The 15765-nt window shown below is 63.6% G+C and carries 14 protein-coding genes; 6 read left to right on the forward strand and 8 right to left on the reverse strand.

Annotated elements, in window-relative coordinates; all coding sequences use genetic code 11:
- The first annotated feature begins 33 nt into the window (after positions 1–33).
- Together xseA and xseB are read left to right on the forward strand one after the other, a co-directional pair.
- Positions 34–1410, forward strand: coding sequence for an exodeoxyribonuclease VII large subunit (gene xseA / locus J4D99_RS07160; RefSeq protein WP_208131028.1), 1377 nt, complete (start codon positions 34–36; stop codon positions 1408–1410).
- A 47-nt stretch (positions 1411–1457) separates the two neighbouring features.
- Entirely contained in the window at positions 1458–1766 is a 309-nt protein-coding gene (xseB, locus tag J4D99_RS07165; RefSeq protein ID WP_309509556.1) for an exodeoxyribonuclease VII small subunit, read from the forward strand.
- Positions 1767–1905: 139 nt separating this feature from the next.
- Here xseB and J4D99_RS07170 read toward each other — a convergent pair whose 3' ends face one another.
- The 3 genes from J4D99_RS07170 to J4D99_RS07180 all read right to left on the reverse strand — a co-directional run bounded on the left by J4D99_RS07170 (position 1906) and on the right by J4D99_RS07180 (position 4046).
- Entirely contained in the window at positions 1906–2445 is a 540-nt protein-coding gene (locus tag J4D99_RS07170; RefSeq protein ID WP_208131029.1) for a heme NO-binding domain-containing protein, read from the reverse strand.
- Positions 2446–2577: 132 nt separating this feature from the next.
- Positions 2578–3471: an anti-sigma factor domain-containing protein gene (locus J4D99_RS07175; RefSeq protein ID WP_208131030.1), complete on the reverse strand. Its 894-nt coding sequence runs from the start codon at positions 3469–3471 to the stop codon at positions 2578–2580.
- A 14-nt stretch (positions 3472–3485) separates the two neighbouring features.
- Positions 3486–4046 carry an RNA polymerase sigma factor gene (locus tag J4D99_RS07180; protein ID WP_309509555.1) on the reverse strand — a complete coding sequence of 187 codons (561 nt, stop codon included), beginning with the start codon at positions 4044–4046 and terminating at the stop codon, positions 3486–3488.
- Between the two features lie 212 nt (positions 4047–4258).
- Here J4D99_RS07180 and J4D99_RS07185 point away from each other — a divergent pair, with 212 nt between their 5' ends.
- Positions 4259–5656 (forward strand): NAD-dependent succinate-semialdehyde dehydrogenase, encoded by a 1398-nt coding sequence (locus J4D99_RS07185; protein ID WP_208131031.1) that lies wholly within the window; start codon positions 4259–4261, stop codon positions 5654–5656.
- 8 nt (positions 5657–5664) lie between these two features.
- Here the strand turns inward: J4D99_RS07185 and J4D99_RS07190 are convergent, their stop codons facing one another.
- From J4D99_RS07190 to J4D99_RS07200, 3 genes are all read right to left on the reverse strand, one after another.
- Positions 5665–6432 (reverse strand): YdcF family protein, encoded by a 768-nt coding sequence (locus J4D99_RS07190; protein ID WP_208131032.1) that lies wholly within the window; start codon positions 6430–6432, stop codon positions 5665–5667.
- A 169-nt stretch (positions 6433–6601) separates the two neighbouring features.
- Positions 6602–6958, reverse strand: coding sequence for a thioredoxin family protein (locus tag J4D99_RS07195; RefSeq protein WP_208131033.1), 357 nt, complete (start codon positions 6956–6958; stop codon positions 6602–6604).
- A 77-nt stretch (positions 6959–7035) separates the two neighbouring features.
- Positions 7036–8802 carry a DUF885 domain-containing protein gene (locus J4D99_RS07200; protein WP_208131034.1) on the reverse strand — a complete coding sequence of 589 codons (1767 nt, stop codon included), beginning with the start codon at positions 8800–8802 and terminating at the stop codon, positions 7036–7038.
- 188 nt (positions 8803–8990) lie between these two features.
- Here J4D99_RS07200 and J4D99_RS07205 point away from each other — a divergent pair, with 188 nt between their 5' ends.
- From J4D99_RS07205 to J4D99_RS07215, 3 genes are all read left to right on the forward strand, one after another.
- Positions 8991–10301 carry a hypothetical protein gene (locus tag J4D99_RS07205; RefSeq protein WP_208131035.1) on the forward strand — a complete coding sequence of 437 codons (1311 nt, stop codon included), beginning with the start codon at positions 8991–8993 and terminating at the stop codon, positions 10299–10301.
- Between the two features lie 206 nt (positions 10302–10507).
- Positions 10508–11527: an aldo/keto reductase gene (locus J4D99_RS07210; RefSeq protein ID WP_208131036.1), complete on the forward strand. Its 1020-nt coding sequence runs from the start codon at positions 10508–10510 to the stop codon at positions 11525–11527.
- A 127-nt stretch (positions 11528–11654) separates the two neighbouring features.
- Positions 11655–13121, forward strand: a complete 1467-nt coding sequence (locus J4D99_RS07215; RefSeq protein ID WP_236018561.1) for a DNA/RNA non-specific endonuclease — start codon at positions 11655–11657, stop codon at positions 13119–13121.
- Here J4D99_RS07215 and J4D99_RS07220 read toward each other — a convergent pair.
- Together J4D99_RS07220 and J4D99_RS07225 are read right to left on the reverse strand one after the other, a co-directional pair.
- Positions 13118–13960, reverse strand: coding sequence for an alpha/beta hydrolase (locus J4D99_RS07220; RefSeq protein ID WP_208131037.1), 843 nt, complete (start codon positions 13958–13960; stop codon positions 13118–13120). The genes J4D99_RS07215 and J4D99_RS07220 overlap by 4 nt on opposite strands.
- A gap of 101 nt (positions 13961–14061) precedes the next feature.
- Positions 14062–15705 carry a M28 family peptidase gene (locus tag J4D99_RS07225; protein WP_208131038.1) on the reverse strand — a complete coding sequence of 548 codons (1644 nt, stop codon included), beginning with the start codon at positions 15703–15705 and terminating at the stop codon, positions 14062–14064.
- Positions 15706–15765: the final 60 nt, after the last annotated feature.

A 15765-nucleotide genomic window follows, 5' to 3' on the forward strand; every position in this document is an offset into this window, starting at 1 on the left:
GTCAGCCGGCTTATCCTGGCTGTTTTCGACCCTATGCCCCTTTACAACCGCCGTGCCGCTAGCCCCCCGGCCGAGCCCGCCGCCCCGCTTAGCCTGGGCGCGCTGCTGGCGCAGGTGCGCGCCGCGCTGCACCACCGCTTCCCAGACAGCTACTGGGTGGTAGCCGAGGTGGCCGAAATGACCCGCCCGCGCCACGTGGGCGGCCATTGCTACCTCACCCTCACCGAGCCCGCCACCGGCGCCGAGGCGTTGGGTTTCACGGCGCAGGCGCGGGCCACGCTCTGGGGCAGCCGCTACGCCCAGCTAGCCCCCGCTTTTGCCGAGGCCACCGGCCAGGAGCTGCGCCCCGGCCTGCGCCTGCTGCTGCGCGTGAAAGTAACGTTTCACGAGCAGTATGGCTTTTCGCTCGATGTACTGGCCCTCGACCCCAGCTATACCGTGGGCGAGCTGGCCCGCCAGCGGCTGGCCACCCTCCGGCGCTTGCAGGAAAAAGACCTGCTTGAGCGCCAGCAGGCGCTTGCGCTGCCACTAGGCCCCCAGCGACTGGCAGTTATCTCCTCCCCCACCGCCGCGGGCTTCCAAGACTTTGTGCGTCAGCTCGAAGAGGCGCCGTATGATTTTGCGCTTACGCTCTTTCCGGCCCTTATGCAGGGCGAAGACGCACCGGCCAGCATCCGGGAGGCGCTCGACCAGGTGCGGGCGCGCCGGGGCCAGTTTGAAGTTGTCATCCTTATCAGAGGTGGTGGCTCGAAAACCGACTTGCTTGCCTTTGATGAATATGGGCTGGCGGCGGCCGTGGCCTCGTTTCCGCTGCCCGTGCTCACCGGCATCGGCCACGAGCGCGACGAGGCGGTGGTAGACCTTGTAGCGTACCGCGCCCTCAAAACGCCCACCGCCGTGGCGGCTTTTCTGGTAGACCGGCTAGCCCGCCTCGAAAGCCTGCTGCTCGACTTGGCCGAGCGCGTGGCCGACCGCAGCCGCCAGCACCTGGCCAGCCACCACCAGCACCTACAGCGCCTGGCCGACCACTCGCGCGAGGCGGCCCGCCAGCAGCTACAGCTAGCCCAGGCGACCCTCGCTCAGCGCGGCCGCCAGGCCGTTCAGGCGCCGCGCCAGCACCTGCGCCAGCTAGGCCAGCACCTCGAAAGCTACCGCTACACGCTGCCGCAGGCGGCGCGGCGCGCCCTCGGCCACGAGGCGCAAGGCCTGCGCCACCGCTCGCGCACGGTGCTGCGCCGCTTCGTGCGCCACCACCAGCACAAGCGCGAGCAATTACTAAAATATCAATTTGTGGTGCAGCGAGGTTTTGACGTTAAAATTCAACATGCAGCATTGAGAATTGCTGCAACAGAAACTGCGCTACTACGCCGCGAAAATCAACAACTACGCCAGCTGTTATACTTAATTTAGTAGTACCACTAACAGAGAATTTACTCGCAATCTTTAATTTAAAAAACGTGACTTACAACGAAGCCATTCAGGAATTAGAAACTATTCTCCGAAGTCTCGAAACTGACCAAGTGGATGTGGATGACCTCACGGCCCGCGCCGAGCGCTCCGCCGAATTAATTCGGCTGTGCCGCCACAAATTGCGCCACGCCGAGGCCTCGCTCGACCGTGTATTTGACTCGCTTGATGAGGAAGAGGAAGAATTTGACGCAGAAGAGGATGAGGAAGTAAATGGGGAAGAAGACACGGACGAAGAAGAGCCTGACGAGTATCAATCAGGTGGGCCGGGCCGACCGATTCAACCACGCTTATTTTAATAAAAAGGGTCCGCTGCAATAATGCAGCGGACCCTTTTTATTAATGCTATTAAGAAAATTGGCTGGTTGTCGGTGAATACGCCAGAAAAGCCTGTTTAATGTATTCATCCGACTTTCTAAAAAGCTCCATTAATTATTTTTAATTGCGCCGCACATGAATTTGCACGCGCTCACCATCCTCACTGGTTGTGGGCAGCACGTCAATGAGGTCGGCTTCGTCATAGTAAACCGCTAGCCCTCGCACGATGCCTACGGCCAGCCCACCCATGCGGCGCGGCGACACGTAATTAATTACCACCTCATTTTCATTCAACCGCTTCACGTCCAACACGGGCGGCGAATTCTCGGGGTGCTCGCGGCGCACCTGCCCGTGCATGCTATGTTCGGTGTTTTCGAGCATTTCGAGAGTGCGCCAATCGGGGTTAATGTATTTCTGGTACATATACATCAGGTCGGGCACGAGGTATTCGCCAAATTTCTCGTGCAATTCGCCGGCCGGAATGCCCGTCATCTCCGCAGCATGGCCGACGAGGGCATAAATGTGCTCATCAGGATACACTTCCTTGTGGCTAAAATCGCCCGATTCGAGACCCGACAGCTGCACCAACTTCACCCACGTGCTGTGGTCATATTGCGTTTGAACGTAGCGCTTGAGGAGCGTAAAGATGGTGCCGTGCATAGAGTAAGCTAACGTGTATGGCGAGTAAAACGCCTGGGCTAGCCAAAAGTTAAGTTGCAGGGGCAAATAAAAAAGCGCCCACCGGCCACTAGGGCACGGCGGGCGCTTTGGCTTAAACACCTTGTCAACTACTTACATATTACCGATTACCGTCATGGTATCGAGGGTAGGGCCGGCGCTGCCGCCAGTGGGCTCCACGGTCATGGCAAAGGCCTGGGCGCTGGCAATATCCTTCATCTGCTGGATGCTGTCGCCGGCGGCCGTGTTAGCGGCCAGTACTCCGGCATCTACCGGCTTGCCTTTGTCGAGGGCCCAGAGCTGGTATTGCTTGCCGGCAGGCAGGGCAGGCAGCTGCTGCACATCGAGGTACACCCGGTGCTCTTTGGTGCTGTACATGACCCGGGCGCGGGCCGTGGGGTGGGCAGGCGTGCCGGCCAGGGCCACCATTTTGTACTCCTGGGGCGAGCGCAGCACGTGCAGCTGCTCCTGGGTTGAGTTGAGGCGGCGCTCCATCACCTGGGTGGTTTGGGCAAAGCGGGCCTGGCTGTTTTGGGCCGCCACGAGGTCGGAGCTGGCCTGCTGCCAGCGGCTGTAGAGCAAGGCATTCACTGCCAGGCTCAGCAGCAAGGCTACTGAGGCGGCAATGGCCCAGCCGCTGCGCGAGCTGGCCGCCGGGGCGGCAGCGTACGTCTCAGCGGGGCGCGGGTTGGAAGCCGATACGCGCATGGTGGGCGCGGGCGCGGCTAGGGGTGCATTTGAGATCGTAGCGGCGGGCGTGGCATTTTCAGCGCTGCCGATTTCGGCCAGCACGCGGCTCAGCACGCGGTCGCGCATGCCGGCGGGGGGCGCTACGGCGTGCGCTTCGGCATACACGCCGAGGCCGGCTTGCAGCTCGTCGAGCTCTTGGCGCACCTGCGGAAAGCGGGCGGCCCAGCTTTCTACTTCGGCCTGGCCGGCGGGGTCAAGGTCGCCGAGCACGTATTGCTCAAGGCGGCCCGATTCGATATATTCTTGGTAATCTTCCACGGACGTAACTGCTGTTAGCGAATAAGTTTGGCCAGTATTTTCAGAGCAGTGCGGGCGCGGGTTTTCACCGTGCCCAGCGGCAGGTTGAGTTCTTCGGCCGCCTCACTCTGGGTAAAGCCGCCGAAATAGAGCAGGTCGATAACTTGCCGCTGCTCGGGCACAAGCTTGCTGGTGATTTCCTGCAAGCCCACGTGCTCGGGGCGAAAAGTATCCGGGGCGGCCTGGCGCTGCGCGGCCAGGCTATCGTCGAGGCCTTGGGTACGAGAACCTACGCGGTGCTGACGCGAGCGGATTTTATCGATGGCTAAATTTCGGCTAATATTTACTACCCAGGTAAATAAGCGCCCTTTGGAGTTGTCGTAGCTAGCCATGGAGTGCCAGATTTTGACCAACGCTTCCTGCAGCACATCTTCGGCTTCTTCCTCATCCTTGACGATGCGGTTGATAACGCCGTAGAGCGCCGCCGAGTAGCGGTCGTAAAACTCGGTCATGGCCGACTGGTCGCGCGTTCGCAGGCGTTCGACCAGCGCCGCTTCGGCGGCGGGTGGGGTGGATATAAGGGGAGAGTCGGACACAGTAGTAACGAAAAGCAAAACCGACAGAGCCAGCCGAAACGTTCGGTAACTCAGGACGAATGTAGGGGTGTTTCAGATTTTTAAGCAGTGTGCCGCTGGCCACCGCAGCTGCGCCGACACAACCCGGCGACCGGCCCGATGGTTTGTACCCAGACCCGGCCCACTGCTGGCCCAACCCAAGCACCGCACTTACCCCCTTTCGTTTCCACGCTATGGCTTTTGCTTCCATCAACCCCTACACTGGCCGCACGCTGCGGCGCTTTGCCGAGTTTTCGTGGCCCAAAACCGAGCGCCTGCTAGCCCAGGCGCACCGCGCGGCCGGCGCCTGGCGCGCTACCTCCTTTGGCGAGCGCGCCCAGGTACTGCGCCGGGCCGCCGCGCTGCTGCGCGAGCGCGAGGAGCCGCTAGCCCACCTGATGGCTATCGAAATGGGCAAGCCCCTGCGCGACGGCCGCGCCGAGGCCCTGAAGTGCGCCACCTGCTGCGAGTATTACGCCGAGCACGCCGCAGCGTTTCTGGCCGATGAGGAAGTAAAAACCGACGCCGGGCGCAGCTTTATCAGCTACGCGCCGCTCGGGGTGGTGCTGGCCATCATGCCCTGGAATTTTCCGCTCTGGCAGGTGGTGCGCTTCGCGGCGCCGGCCCTCATGGCTGGCAACGTGGGCCTGCTCAAGCACGCGCCCAACGTGCCGCAGTGCGCCCTGGCTCTAGAGCAAATTTTTCACGACGCGGGCCTGCCGCCGGCCGCGTTTCGCACGCTGCTCATCGGCAATGAGCCGGTGGCCCAGCTGCTGGCCGACCCGCGCGTGGCGGCCGTCACGCTCACCGGCTCGGAGCGGGCGGGCGTGGCGGTGGGCGCCGAGGCTGGCCAGCACCTCAAGAAAGCGGTGCTGGAGCTCGGCGGCTCCGACCCCTTTATCGTGCTGGCCGATGCCGACCTGCCCCTAGCCGCTAAAACCGCCGCCCAGGCCCGCATGATTAACGCCGGCCAGAGCTGCATCGCGGCCAAGCGCTTTATCGTGGAGAAGCTGGTGCAGGCCGAGTTTGTGCGCCTCCTGAAAGGCCATCTGCAAGCCCTGCGCTACGGCGACCCGCTCGACGAGACTACTGACTACGGCCCGCTGGCCCGCCCCGACCTGGCCGACGAGCTGAGCCGCCAGGTAGCCGACTCAGTGGCCCAGGGTGCCAAAGTAGCCCTCATGGGCGGCCAGCCCCGGCCCGGCGCCACGCAGTTCGGCCCCATTATTCTGACTAATATAAAGAAAGGCCAGCGGGCCTATACCGAAGAATTATTCGGCCCGGTGGCGCTGGTGCTCACTGCCCGCGATGCCGACCACGCTCTGGCGCTGGCCAATGATTCGCCCTATGGCCTGGGCGCGGCCGTGTGGACCCGCGATGTGGCTAGGGCCGAGAAGATGGCCCGCCAGCTCGAAAGCGGCGCGGTCTTCATCAACGGCATGGTGAAATCGATGCCCGAACTGCCGTTTGGCGGCGTCAAGAAATCGGGACACGGGCGCGAGTTGTCGTACGTCGGCATCCGGGAGTTTGTGAACCAGAAGTCGGTCTGGATTGCCAAGCCAGCGCAGCCCGACGCGGCCAAGACAGAATAGCCCCACCCCTAGCAGTAACCGGCCACCTTATACACGAGCCAGCCCGCGAGCTCGTGCAGCAGCAGGCTCCAGCGTACCAGGGCCTCGGCGTCGGGCACGAGCCAGTAGTCGGGCGTCCAGCTGCGGTCGGTGGTGCGAAAATCGGCCGGGAAGGGTTGCGCCGCTAGCCCTACGCGGGCAAAGCACCCTACCGCCCGGCGCTCGTGAAAGGCCGACGTAACCAGCACCAGCGACTTTATATCGGGATGCTGAGCTAGCAACTCCTTGGTAAACTGCGCGTTTTCGCGGGTGTTGCGGCTGCGCTGTTCCAGCAAAATGGCCGAATCGGGCACGCCAGCCAGCAAAAACAGCGTGCGCAGGTTGCCGGCCTCGGTGCCCTGCGTGCGCAGCACCGCCCCCGACCCGCCCGAGATGATGAGGCGCCGCACCCGCCCGGCGCGGTACAGCCACAGGGCATTGGTGAGGCGGTCGGCGCCCTGGCTCAGGTACACGCGGTCGTGGGGCGACTTATTGCCGATGCCAATGCCGGTGAGGAGCACGGCGGCATCGGCCGGGGCCACGGCGGCCAGCGGCACGGCGGGCACTTCCCAGGCCAGCAGCGCCTCGTTCACGAGGGCGTTATTGGTGCCAATGAGGGCCACGAGCAGCGCCGCCCCTAGCCAGCGCCGCCGCGCCCGGCCGTCGGGCCGGGCCAGCCACGCGCCCAGCAGCAGCGCCACCAGCCACACGGCCGGCAACAGAATGAAATCGAGAAGTTTAGAGAGCAGAAAGAACAAGAGCCGAAAGCTGTTTTATGCTTGAGTACGTGTAGCTAAAAGCACGTCATGCTGAGCTTGTCGAAGCCTCTCTATTGCGCCGCTAGGGTCACTCACCTAACGGACGCGGTAGAGAGGCTTCGACAAGCTCAGCATGACGTGCTTAATCGTAACGAAATAATTGTAGGGGCTAGCCCACGGCCGGCACAAACTCGCGCAGGCGCTTGAGCTGGGCTACCACCTGGGCTTCTTCGGTGAGGGCATCGCACTCGAGCAGGCGGCCCTGGCAGTAGCTCACGAAGAAGGGCGCCACCTTTTCCTGCATCATCTTCTTAGCCACCGGGTTTTCGTCCGAGTTGAGGCGTACGAAGAGGATGCCCACGTTTTCGGGGTCGTCCACAAACTTGGCGAAAGGCGGAGCCAGCGTCTGGCACACGCCGCAGTTTTCGGAGGTGAATTTGGCAAACACCTTGAGGTGCTCATGGGTGAGGCGGCGCAGGTGCTCGTCGTCGGTATCTACGACGTGCTGGCGGGCTTCTTCAGTCATGGGTAATAAGGAAGCAAAAAGGGCGTGGCGGCTAAACCCGGGCTGCCGGGCAAAGGTTCGGGCCGCAAAGCTAGAGCCTAACGGCGCAGCATGAGCTCCCGAATGTACTTGACCGGGGCCGAGCCGAAGCTCAGGAATTGCTCGTTGAAATTCTTGAGGTTGAAGCTGCTGCCCTCACGCTGCTTCACCTCCTCGCGCAGGGCCACTATCTCAGTATAGCCGGTGAAATACGAGCTGAGCTGCACCTGGCTGAGCGTGGCGCGGTGCCACTTGTTGCGGGCCTCGGCTTCTTCCTGAAAGCCGGCGCCGGTGAGCAGCTTCACCACGTCGGCCTCGCTGGCGTTCTGGGTCTGAATGAGGTTATCGACCACCGCGTTGAGGGTCGAGCGCATATTCCATTTGTCCCAGAGCAGCCAGATTTCGTCTGAGTTGTTGCCGTAGCCGCTTTCCAGCATCATGCGTTCCGAGTACACGGCCCAGCCCTCAATCATGGCCCCGTTGCCGAAGATGCTCTTCACCAGCGAGGGCGAGCGGTTGGCGTACACGAGCTGCGTGTAGTGCCCCGGAATGGCCTCGTGGATGTTGAGAATCTGCAAGGTATAGTCGTTGTACTCGCGCAGGTAGCTCTCGGCCTGCTGGGCCGTCCAGGTGGGCGGCAGGGGCTCCACGTTGTAGTAGGTGTTGGCTTTTTTATCGTACGGGCCGGGCGCGCTCACGCTAGCCCCCGCCCCGCTGCCACGCATGTAGAGCGGGGTTTCGCGCACCACCAGCGGCTTGCTGGGGTCCTGGGTCAGCAGGTCGTGGTCGTTGACAAATTTGATGAGCGTCGGAATCTGGCGCTTCACGGCCTCCACGAAGCCCTCGCGCGGGGCGTGCTTGAGCGTAAGCTGGTCGATGACTTTGCGAATGAGCACCAGCGTATCCTTGGGCATCGTTTGCCCGGCGCAGTATTTGGGAAAGAGCCGCGCCGCCCGCCGGCCCATGTCGTGCAGCAGGTCGGCCTTGTGCTGCTGGGCTAGCTTAAACACTTCATCGGCCGAGTAGCGCGACTGGATATCGAGCGCAAACTTGCGGTCAAACAGCGCCTTGCCAATGCGGAACGAGCGAAACTCCTTCCCCGTGAGCACGTCCTTTTTCAGAAAATCGAGGTAGCCGCGCACGGCCGCCTGCGCCCCGGCAATGCGCTGGCTCAGCTGCTGCTTTTCGGCCGCGCTCAGGCCAGAGCGGCGCACCGAGTCGGCCAGGGCCGCGCCGAATACGGCCAGGCCCCCTTCGTTTTGCTGCACGGCCAGCTCGGCGTGCTCGCGGGTGGGGTTGTGCACGTTGGCCTTGGCGGCGGCGTAGTAGGCGCTGGCTTGGGCTATTTTGTCGGAAATATTGCGCAGGCGGCGGTCGAGCCGGTAGTGCCGGCCGTTGAGCAGGTCGCCCACGCTAGCCCCCAGGTTGTAGCTGGCGGGGTTCCACTGCCAGTTTTTGAGCGTGTCGGCGTACCAGCGCTCCGAGCGCAGCTCGTTGGTGAGCAGGTGCAGGTCAATCTGGTTGCTGGGCGAAAGGCTGTCGAGCGCAAAGCCCCCTAGCGCGCCCAGGTTTTGGGCGATGAACGCGGCATCGCTGCGGCGCTGGGCATCGCTGGGTATCACCAGCAGCGAGTCGTACTTATGAAAGCCCTGCGAGGACGCATAGTCGGGGTTCTGCTTCCAAAATTCCAGAATAAACCGGTTTTTGAAGCGGTCGAAGCGCGCATCGGCGGGCGTGGCGGCCGTTTTGTCGGCAGTAGTTTTGGTGGAGTTGCTGGTGCAGGCCGGCAGGGCCAGCGCCAGCAAAGGCAGGTAGCGGAGTTTCATGAAAAGAACGCTGTGGGCGACGAAGTTGACCCAAAGGAACGGTAAGCCGTGAGAAGTTGCGGCAACCTCGCTTTTAGGTGTTCGCCAGCCGTGGCGCTCTTTTTGTAAGCAGGGCCGCCAGCCGGGGCGCTTCACTAGCCCCCCACGCGGCTGTATTACTTTCGCCAACCTGCAAAACGTCTTTTAGAATGGCTATTTCTGCCGCGTGCCGGCCTTTACTAGCGAGCTTGGGCCTAGCCCTGGCGCTGCTGCCCGCCCACCTGCGTGCCCAAACCGCCGCCCCGGCCACCCCGGCGCCGGCCGCAGTGGCTGCCCCCCACCCCAGCCCCGAAGAAGTAACGGCCCAGGCGCAGGCCACCGTGGCGCTACTCACGCGGCGCGTCGATAGCCTGCGCGTGGCCTACCGCCAGCAGCAGCGCCTGTATTCGGACCTGGGGGGCAAGTTCACGAGCTTTCTGGCCGGGCAGCAGCTGAGCCGCAGCACGCGCTTTGCCCTGGCCAAAAACAACGTGCGCGCCACCGCCGACCTGCTGCTGGTGTGCCACAGCCGCCTTACGCAGCTGCGCGCCCTCACCCAGGCCCTGCGCAATGCCAACGAGCAAGCCGCCCTCAGCTCGCCCACCGAAAGCAACCCGCTGGGCATCTCGCTGGTCGACTACACCAAGACGCTGGTGACGAACAAGGTGGTGGATAAGAACCGGGGCCGCCGCCTCGTGGACCTGGCCGCCCACCTCACCCAAACCTCGTTTGTGTCGGCCATGCCCACCGTGGGGCCCATGCTCAACGCCGTGGGCCAGCTGCTCACCAGCGTGCGCGCCAACAGCCTCAGCAGCGATGGTTTCACGGCCGAGCAGGTGAAGCTGATTGAAAACGGCCTGCGCCCCACGCTCAACTTCTTCTCGGCGCTCGATGCCGCCCGGGCCGACAACCAGGCGTCGCTGCTCACCCTGGATAACGAGCTCATGGTGCTGCAGCACCAGCTCAGCCAGCTCTACCGGCCTTACGCCCAGCTCGTGGCGTATCAGGAAGATATTTCGGCCTACTACACGGCCCCGCCGCCTGGCCAGCCGGCTACCAATACGCTCGACGTGAGCAACATCAGCCGCATGAGCAACTACGTGGCCGCTAGCCTCAACCCGCGCTTTGCCTCGCTCGACCAGTCGTTTGCCCGCGCCCAGAACCAGGGCGACATCCTCGACCCCGACAGCTTCCTCACGCCCGCCAACAACTCGGCCGAGGCCGCCGTGCAGCTCGCCGCCCAGCTCCAGAGTCTCACCGACCGCCTGCCCGTCATCACGGGTCAATACAGCGCGGCTATCCGGGCGGCTATTGCGCAGGGCCAGCAAGACGGCCTTATCAAGGCCGACCGCGCTACCAAAGTCATCGCCGACGAAACTACCCGCGCCAAAGCCGCCGCCGAAACCTACCAGCAGGCTAGGGCGTCGGAGCGCTTCGGGGAGGTGCTGAGTAATGTGAAGCCGCTGTTCAAGCTGTATTAAAAAGCAGCTTGCAAGTGGGTAGTATGTACTACCTGGAACGTCATGCTGACGAAGGAAGCATCTTGCTCATGCCGCTAGGGGTACTCTTCCTCATTAGCCGCAAGCGAGAGGCATCCTTCGTCAGCATGACGTTCTTTATGTGATGCGTAAATCCCAAACATTCTGCCCCTAGCCCCGCTTATCACCCCGCACTATTTTCCTTTTCCATGAAATACAATCTGCTGGGCAATACCGGCCTTAAAGTATCGGAGCTGTGCCTGGGCACCATGACCTTTGGCACCAACGGCGGGCGCTTCGGCGCCATCAGCGGCGTCGACCAGGCCGGGGCCGATGCCCTCACCAAGCGCGCCGTGGAGGCGGGCATCAACTTCATCGACACGGCCAACGTGTACAGCGAGGGCCAGTCGGAGGAGATAACCGGCCAGGCCATCCGCAACCTGGGCTTGAAGCGCGACGACCTGGTGCTGGCCACCAAGGTGCGCGGCAAAATGGGCGAGGGCCCCAACGACGCCGGCCTCACGCGCAAGCACATTATGGCTCAGGCCGAGGCCAGCCTCAAGCGCCTCGGCACCGACTACATCGACCTCTACCAAACCCACAGCTTCGACCCGCTCACACCCTGGGAGGAGACCCTGCGCGCCCTCGACGACCTGGTGCGCCAGGGCAAGGTGCGCTACATCGGGGCTAGCAACGTGGCCGCCTGGCAGTTGCAGAAGGCGCTGGATGTGTCGCACTACCAGCACCTCGAAAAATACGTGTCGCTGCAAGCCTACTACACCCTGGCCGGCCGCGACCTGGAGCGCGAGCTGGTGCCGCTGCTGCTGGCCGAAAAAGTGGGCCTCATGGTGTGGAGCCCGCTGGCCGGCGGCTTCCTCTCGGGCAAGTACACCCGCGAGAATGAGAAGGGCGAAGGCCGCCGCAGCAACTTCGACTTCCCTCCCGTGAACAAGGACCGCGCCTTCGACATCCTCGATAAACTGAAGCCGATGGCCGAGGCCAAGGGCCACACCGTGGCGGCGCTGGCCCTAGCCTGGCTGCTGCATCAGCCGGTGGTGAGCACCGCCATCATCGGGGCCAAGAAAATGGACCAGCTCGACGATAACCTCACGGCGGTGGATGTGCAGTTTACCCCGGAGGAACTGAAGGAGCTGGACGAAGTGAGCAAGCTCGCGCCCGAGTATCCCGGCTGGATGCTGGACTTCACCAAGGGCGACCGGCAGGCGTAAAAACAACCAGCCTGTCATTGCCCGCGCCGCGAAGCAATTGTATTCTGGCCCAACTTATGAAAAGGGCCCGCGGCGCTGCTGCGGGCTCTTTTTCGTTTTCTTACCCTGCCGGCTGCTACTTTCGCCCATGCGTTTTTACACTTTACTGGTGCTGCCGGCCGTGCTGGCCTGCTCGCAGCCCTCGGCCGAAACCCAAGCCACCACCGCTAGCCCCGCCGCCAGCCGCCAGGCCCCGGCGGGCGCCTTCCCCGAAACTTTCGAGACCGGCAGCAAAGGCGCCTACGAAACCGCCGACGTGGCGCTGGCTACCGGGCCGTGGCTGTTTACCGAAGGCCTCATTGGCAGCACCGAGCAAGACCACAAGGACGGCGGGCACGCCGCCCGCCTGCGCACCGGCGGCAAGCTCACCATGCAGTTTGACGCGCCGGCCGGGGTGCGCAAAATCAGTATTCTATCAGCCACTTACGGTAACGACGGCCCCAGCACCTGGGAGCTGTGGGTGAGCCGCGACCACGGCCGCACCTGGCAGCGCAACGGCCAGCCCCAGACGGCCAGCGGCCCCAGCCTGCGCCCGTCAGTTTTTGCGGGGCTAGCCAACGAGCCGCTGCGCCTGGAGATTCGCAAGACCGACGCCACCAAAAACCGGCTGAACCTGGATGATATTAGCCTCGAAACGGCCAGCGGTACGGTAGCGGCGACGCCGGTGCCCAGCCGCCCGGCGGCCAGCCCCACCCCTAGCCCGGCCGATGATTACTTCAAAAATCGGAATAATCCCGCGCCCGCTAGCCCCCCGGCTGCTCCCCACCAGGTGCCCGGCGTGGCCGCCGCCAGCGACAACGACAACCTGCTGCTCGGCAACCCCAGCGGCGCCACTTCCGACCCCGGCAACCCAACCAACTACCTCTACATTCACCCGCAGTACGTGACGGGCTACAATGCCCAGCGCGGCATTCCGGTGTGGACGAGCTGGCACGTGGGCCGCCAGGATATTACTAAGAACTTTCCGCGCCAGAATGACTTCCGGGCCGACCCCGGCCTGCCCCGACAGTTTTACCAGGTGACGCCGCAGAGCTACGCCGGCTCGGGCTTCGACAAGGGCCACAACTGCCCCAGCGGCGACCGCACTGCCACGCTCGACGACAACTCGGCCACCTTCCTCATGAGCAACATGGTGCCCCAGGCGCCCCAAAACAACCAGCAAACCTGGGCTCACCTTGAAGAATACACCCGCGCCCAGGTCGAAAACGGCCAGGAGGCCTACGTTATCATGGGCAGCTACGGCCGCGGCGGCACCGGTAAAAACGGCCCCGCCCAAACCCTCGACCAGGGCCGCGTGAGCGTGCCCGCCCATATCTGGAAAGTGGTGGTGTTTCTGCCCGAGGGAAACAACGACTTGCAGCGCATCATCGCCGGCCAGGCCCGCGTGGTAGCCATCGACACGCCCAACGACAACAGCATCAGCCCGCAGTGGAACCAGTATTTGACTTCGGTCGATGCCATTGAGGCCGCCACGGGCCTCGATATTATGAGCGCGCTGCCCGCCGCCACCCAGGCGCAGCTGCAAAAGGTAGTGGATAGCGGCCGGGCCCGCTAGCCCTTGCTACCCGCGGCGGGGCTAGCCAGCAGCTGGCGCAGGGCCGCCAGGCAGCGCGGGGCGGTTTCATCCTCCACAAACGCGCCCATCGACTGCGGGTGGTTGCCGGGTATGGGCAGCACCACGCGGCGCTGGCGGCGCTTGGCGGCCTGGGCCACCACCAGCGTATCAGCCAGGGTGGTGGCCTGGTCCTCAGTACCGCCGATGAAGAGCCAGGGGCAGTTCACCTTGGGCGCCACCCGGCCGTAGGTGGCAGCATCGGCGGGCAAAATAGTGGGGCGCTCGGGGCGGACGCGCTGGTAATAGGTTACCACGTGCTGGATGCTAGCCACGTAGGCCACCGTCACGAAAAAGTCGCAGCGGGTGGTAGCTGCCGCTTCCGAACCCACCAGCGAGCCCATCGAAAAGCCCATTAGGCCCACGCGCTGGCCGGGGCTGCGGCGCCGGGCCTCGGCCAGCGCTGCGCGGGTATCGGTGGCAAACTCGGGGTAGTAGAGGTAGTCCTGATTGATAGCGAAGGCGTCGCTGTGGCCGAAGCCACGGTAGTCGAATAGCAGCACCCGGTAGCCCGCCCCCGCCAGCGTGGCCGCGGTGAAGATATTGCCGGACATGTTGCCCGCGTCGCCGCCGGCTACCACGATGGTGGTGTGTTGGCTAGGGGCGGCGGCCGTCGGCTCAATCAGCCAGGCGGCCAGGTGCATGCGGTCGGGCGTGGTGAGCGTCAGGCTTTGGTATTTCAGCCCCAGCGTGTCGGGTCGGGCCCAATACGTAGCCACCGGCTTAATGGCGAAGGCCGCAACACTTTGCAGCACTAGCAGGGCGAGGAGAACTAAGCGCATCAGTAAGCAGGGATAAAAGCGAAAAGCCAGCGCAGTAGGGGCTGGCTTTTTTATAGACTTCGGGCTGCTTCTGGCGTTGCACTAACCGCCTGAGTCAGGAATTATTTTCCAAAGCGCACCCCGAAAAAGTCGCCCTTGTTCCAGCTAGGCCGCTGGCTGGCCTGCGCCACCTGGTAGCCGATAAGGAAGTTGAGCCGCGCATACTGCGCGCCGGCCTGCCAGTCGAACGTGCCGCCCTCAAAGTTGTCCTGCTGCTTGTGGTAGGTCGCGGCGCGCCACTTCTGCACGGTTTCGCTGAGGTTGTTTTTGCCATCGACCGTGCGGTTGCCGTACTTGATGTGCAGCGCCGGCACGCCCTGCACCACAAAGCTGTACTGGTCGCTGCGGATAAAGCGGTTTTGCGTCGGCTCAGGGTCAGGCTCGATGCTGAGCTTGAGGTAATCGGCGGCCGCCCGCACCGGCTGCATCAAAGACGAGTGGTCGGCCCCTAGCGGCACCACAGCCAGCAGCGGCGCGATAATAGTGGGCATATCGGTGTTGATATCGGCCACCAGCGCGCTTTTCGGCACGGTCGGGTATTTGGCGAAATAGGACGAGCCAATCAGGCCCATTTCCTCACCCGTCATCAGCACAAACAGCACCGAGCGCCGGGGCTTCACTTTCAGTTTCGAGTAGAGCTTGCTGATTTCGAGCACGCTGGCCACGCCCGTGGCATTGTCGTGCGCACCGTTGAAAATCGAGTCGCCGTTGATAGCTGGGCCTACGCCCAGGTGGTCGAGGTGGGCACTGTGTACCACATATTCGTCTTTTAGCTTGGCATCGGAGCCCGTGATTTTGCCCACCACGTTGTAACTGTCCACATCCTGGTAGCGGCTGCGGTAGCGAGCACTGAGCTTGCCGGGCAGGGCTAGCGGGACCGCCTGGCCACCACGCAAGGCGCTCAGCACCTGCCCCGTATCGCGGCTGGCCCCGGCAAACAGCTGCTGCAACGTGGCCGGGCTGATGGTGCCCACCAGCTGCGCCGAGCCGGGCGCGTAGCTGCGCGACACGCCCACCCGGCCATCGGGCGCCAGCGCGCTCACCAGGCCCTTCGGATACTCGGGTAGCCTGGCAGCGGCGTGGGCAGCGGCCAACAGCACGCCCACCGCGCCGTGGCGGGCGGCGGTTTCGAGCACCGTGCGCAAGTCGGCGAAATACTGGCGCTCATTATCCGCAAACTGCTTCGGCGCCTGGCGGGTAATAACGACCACCTTGCCCTTCGCGTCGAGCCCGGCGTAGTCGTCGTATTTCAGCTCGGGCGCCGAAATGCCGTAGCCGGCAAATACGAGGGGCGCATTGGCTACGCTGGTTTCGGCCTGGCCCGGGTTGGGGTAAAACGTGACGGCCGCGCCCACGGCTAGGGGTTGCGCTGCGCCACTCGCCGGCTGCAAGCTCGCGCTAGCCCCCGGCTCCACAAAGGCGCGGCGCAGGCGCACGGTCTGGGTGTAAGTGCCCTTGTCGCCGGCCGGCTGCACGCCGTTTTGCTTGAGCTGGCCGATGACGTAGTCTACGGCCAGCTGGTAGCCGGGCGTGCCGGGCAGGCGGCCGCGCAGGCGGTCATCGGCCAGGTAGCGCACGTGAGCTTCGAGGGCGGCGGGCTGCACCGTGGGCAGCACGGCCAGGGCGGCGGGGTCGATAGATTGAGCAGGGGCACTTTGCGCGAAAAGCAAGCCCGCGGCTAGCCCTACTAAACTTGCGTATTTCATGTAACGCGTTGTCTTATTAACGATTGGCGGCGAATAGTTTAGCGCAAAGCTCCAGCTTCG

Origin of the sequence: Hymenobacter sp. BT559, assembly GCF_017571525.1 — a bacterium.
GTDB lineage: Bacteria > Bacteroidota > Bacteroidia > Cytophagales > Hymenobacteraceae > Hymenobacter > Hymenobacter ginsengisoli.

Excerpts from the sequence above, each read along its gene's own strand:
- xseA (WP_208131028.1), top strand. The coding sequence starts at position 34 with ATGCCCCTTTACAACCGCCGTGCCGCTAGCCCCCCGGCCGAGCCCGCC.
- J4D99_RS07170 (WP_208131029.1), bottom strand. The coding sequence starts at position 2,445 with ATGCACGGCACCATCTTTACGCTCCTCAAGCGCTACGTTCAAACGCAA.
- J4D99_RS07185 (WP_208131031.1), top strand. The coding sequence starts at position 4,259 with ATGGCTTTTGCTTCCATCAACCCCTACACTGGCCGCACGCTGCGGCGC.
- J4D99_RS07195 (WP_208131033.1), bottom strand. The coding sequence starts at position 6,958 with ATGACTGAAGAAGCCCGCCAGCACGTCGTAGATACCGACGACGAGCAC.
- J4D99_RS07200 (WP_208131034.1), bottom strand. The coding sequence starts at position 8,802 with ATGAAACTCCGCTACCTGCCTTTGCTGGCGCTGGCCCTGCCGGCCTGC.
- J4D99_RS07205 (WP_208131035.1), top strand. The coding sequence starts at position 8,991 with ATGGCTATTTCTGCCGCGTGCCGGCCTTTACTAGCGAGCTTGGGCCTA.
- J4D99_RS07210 (WP_208131036.1), top strand. The coding sequence starts at position 10,508 with ATGAAATACAATCTGCTGGGCAATACCGGCCTTAAAGTATCGGAGCTG.
- J4D99_RS07215 (WP_236018561.1), top strand. The coding sequence starts at position 11,655 with ATGCGTTTTTACACTTTACTGGTGCTGCCGGCCGTGCTGGCCTGCTCG.
- J4D99_RS07220 (WP_208131037.1), bottom strand. The coding sequence starts at position 13,960 with ATGCGCTTAGTTCTCCTCGCCCTGCTAGTGCTGCAAAGTGTTGCGGCC.
- J4D99_RS07225 (WP_208131038.1), bottom strand. The coding sequence starts at position 15,705 with ATGAAATACGCAAGTTTAGTAGGGCTAGCCGCGGGCTTGCTTTTCGCG.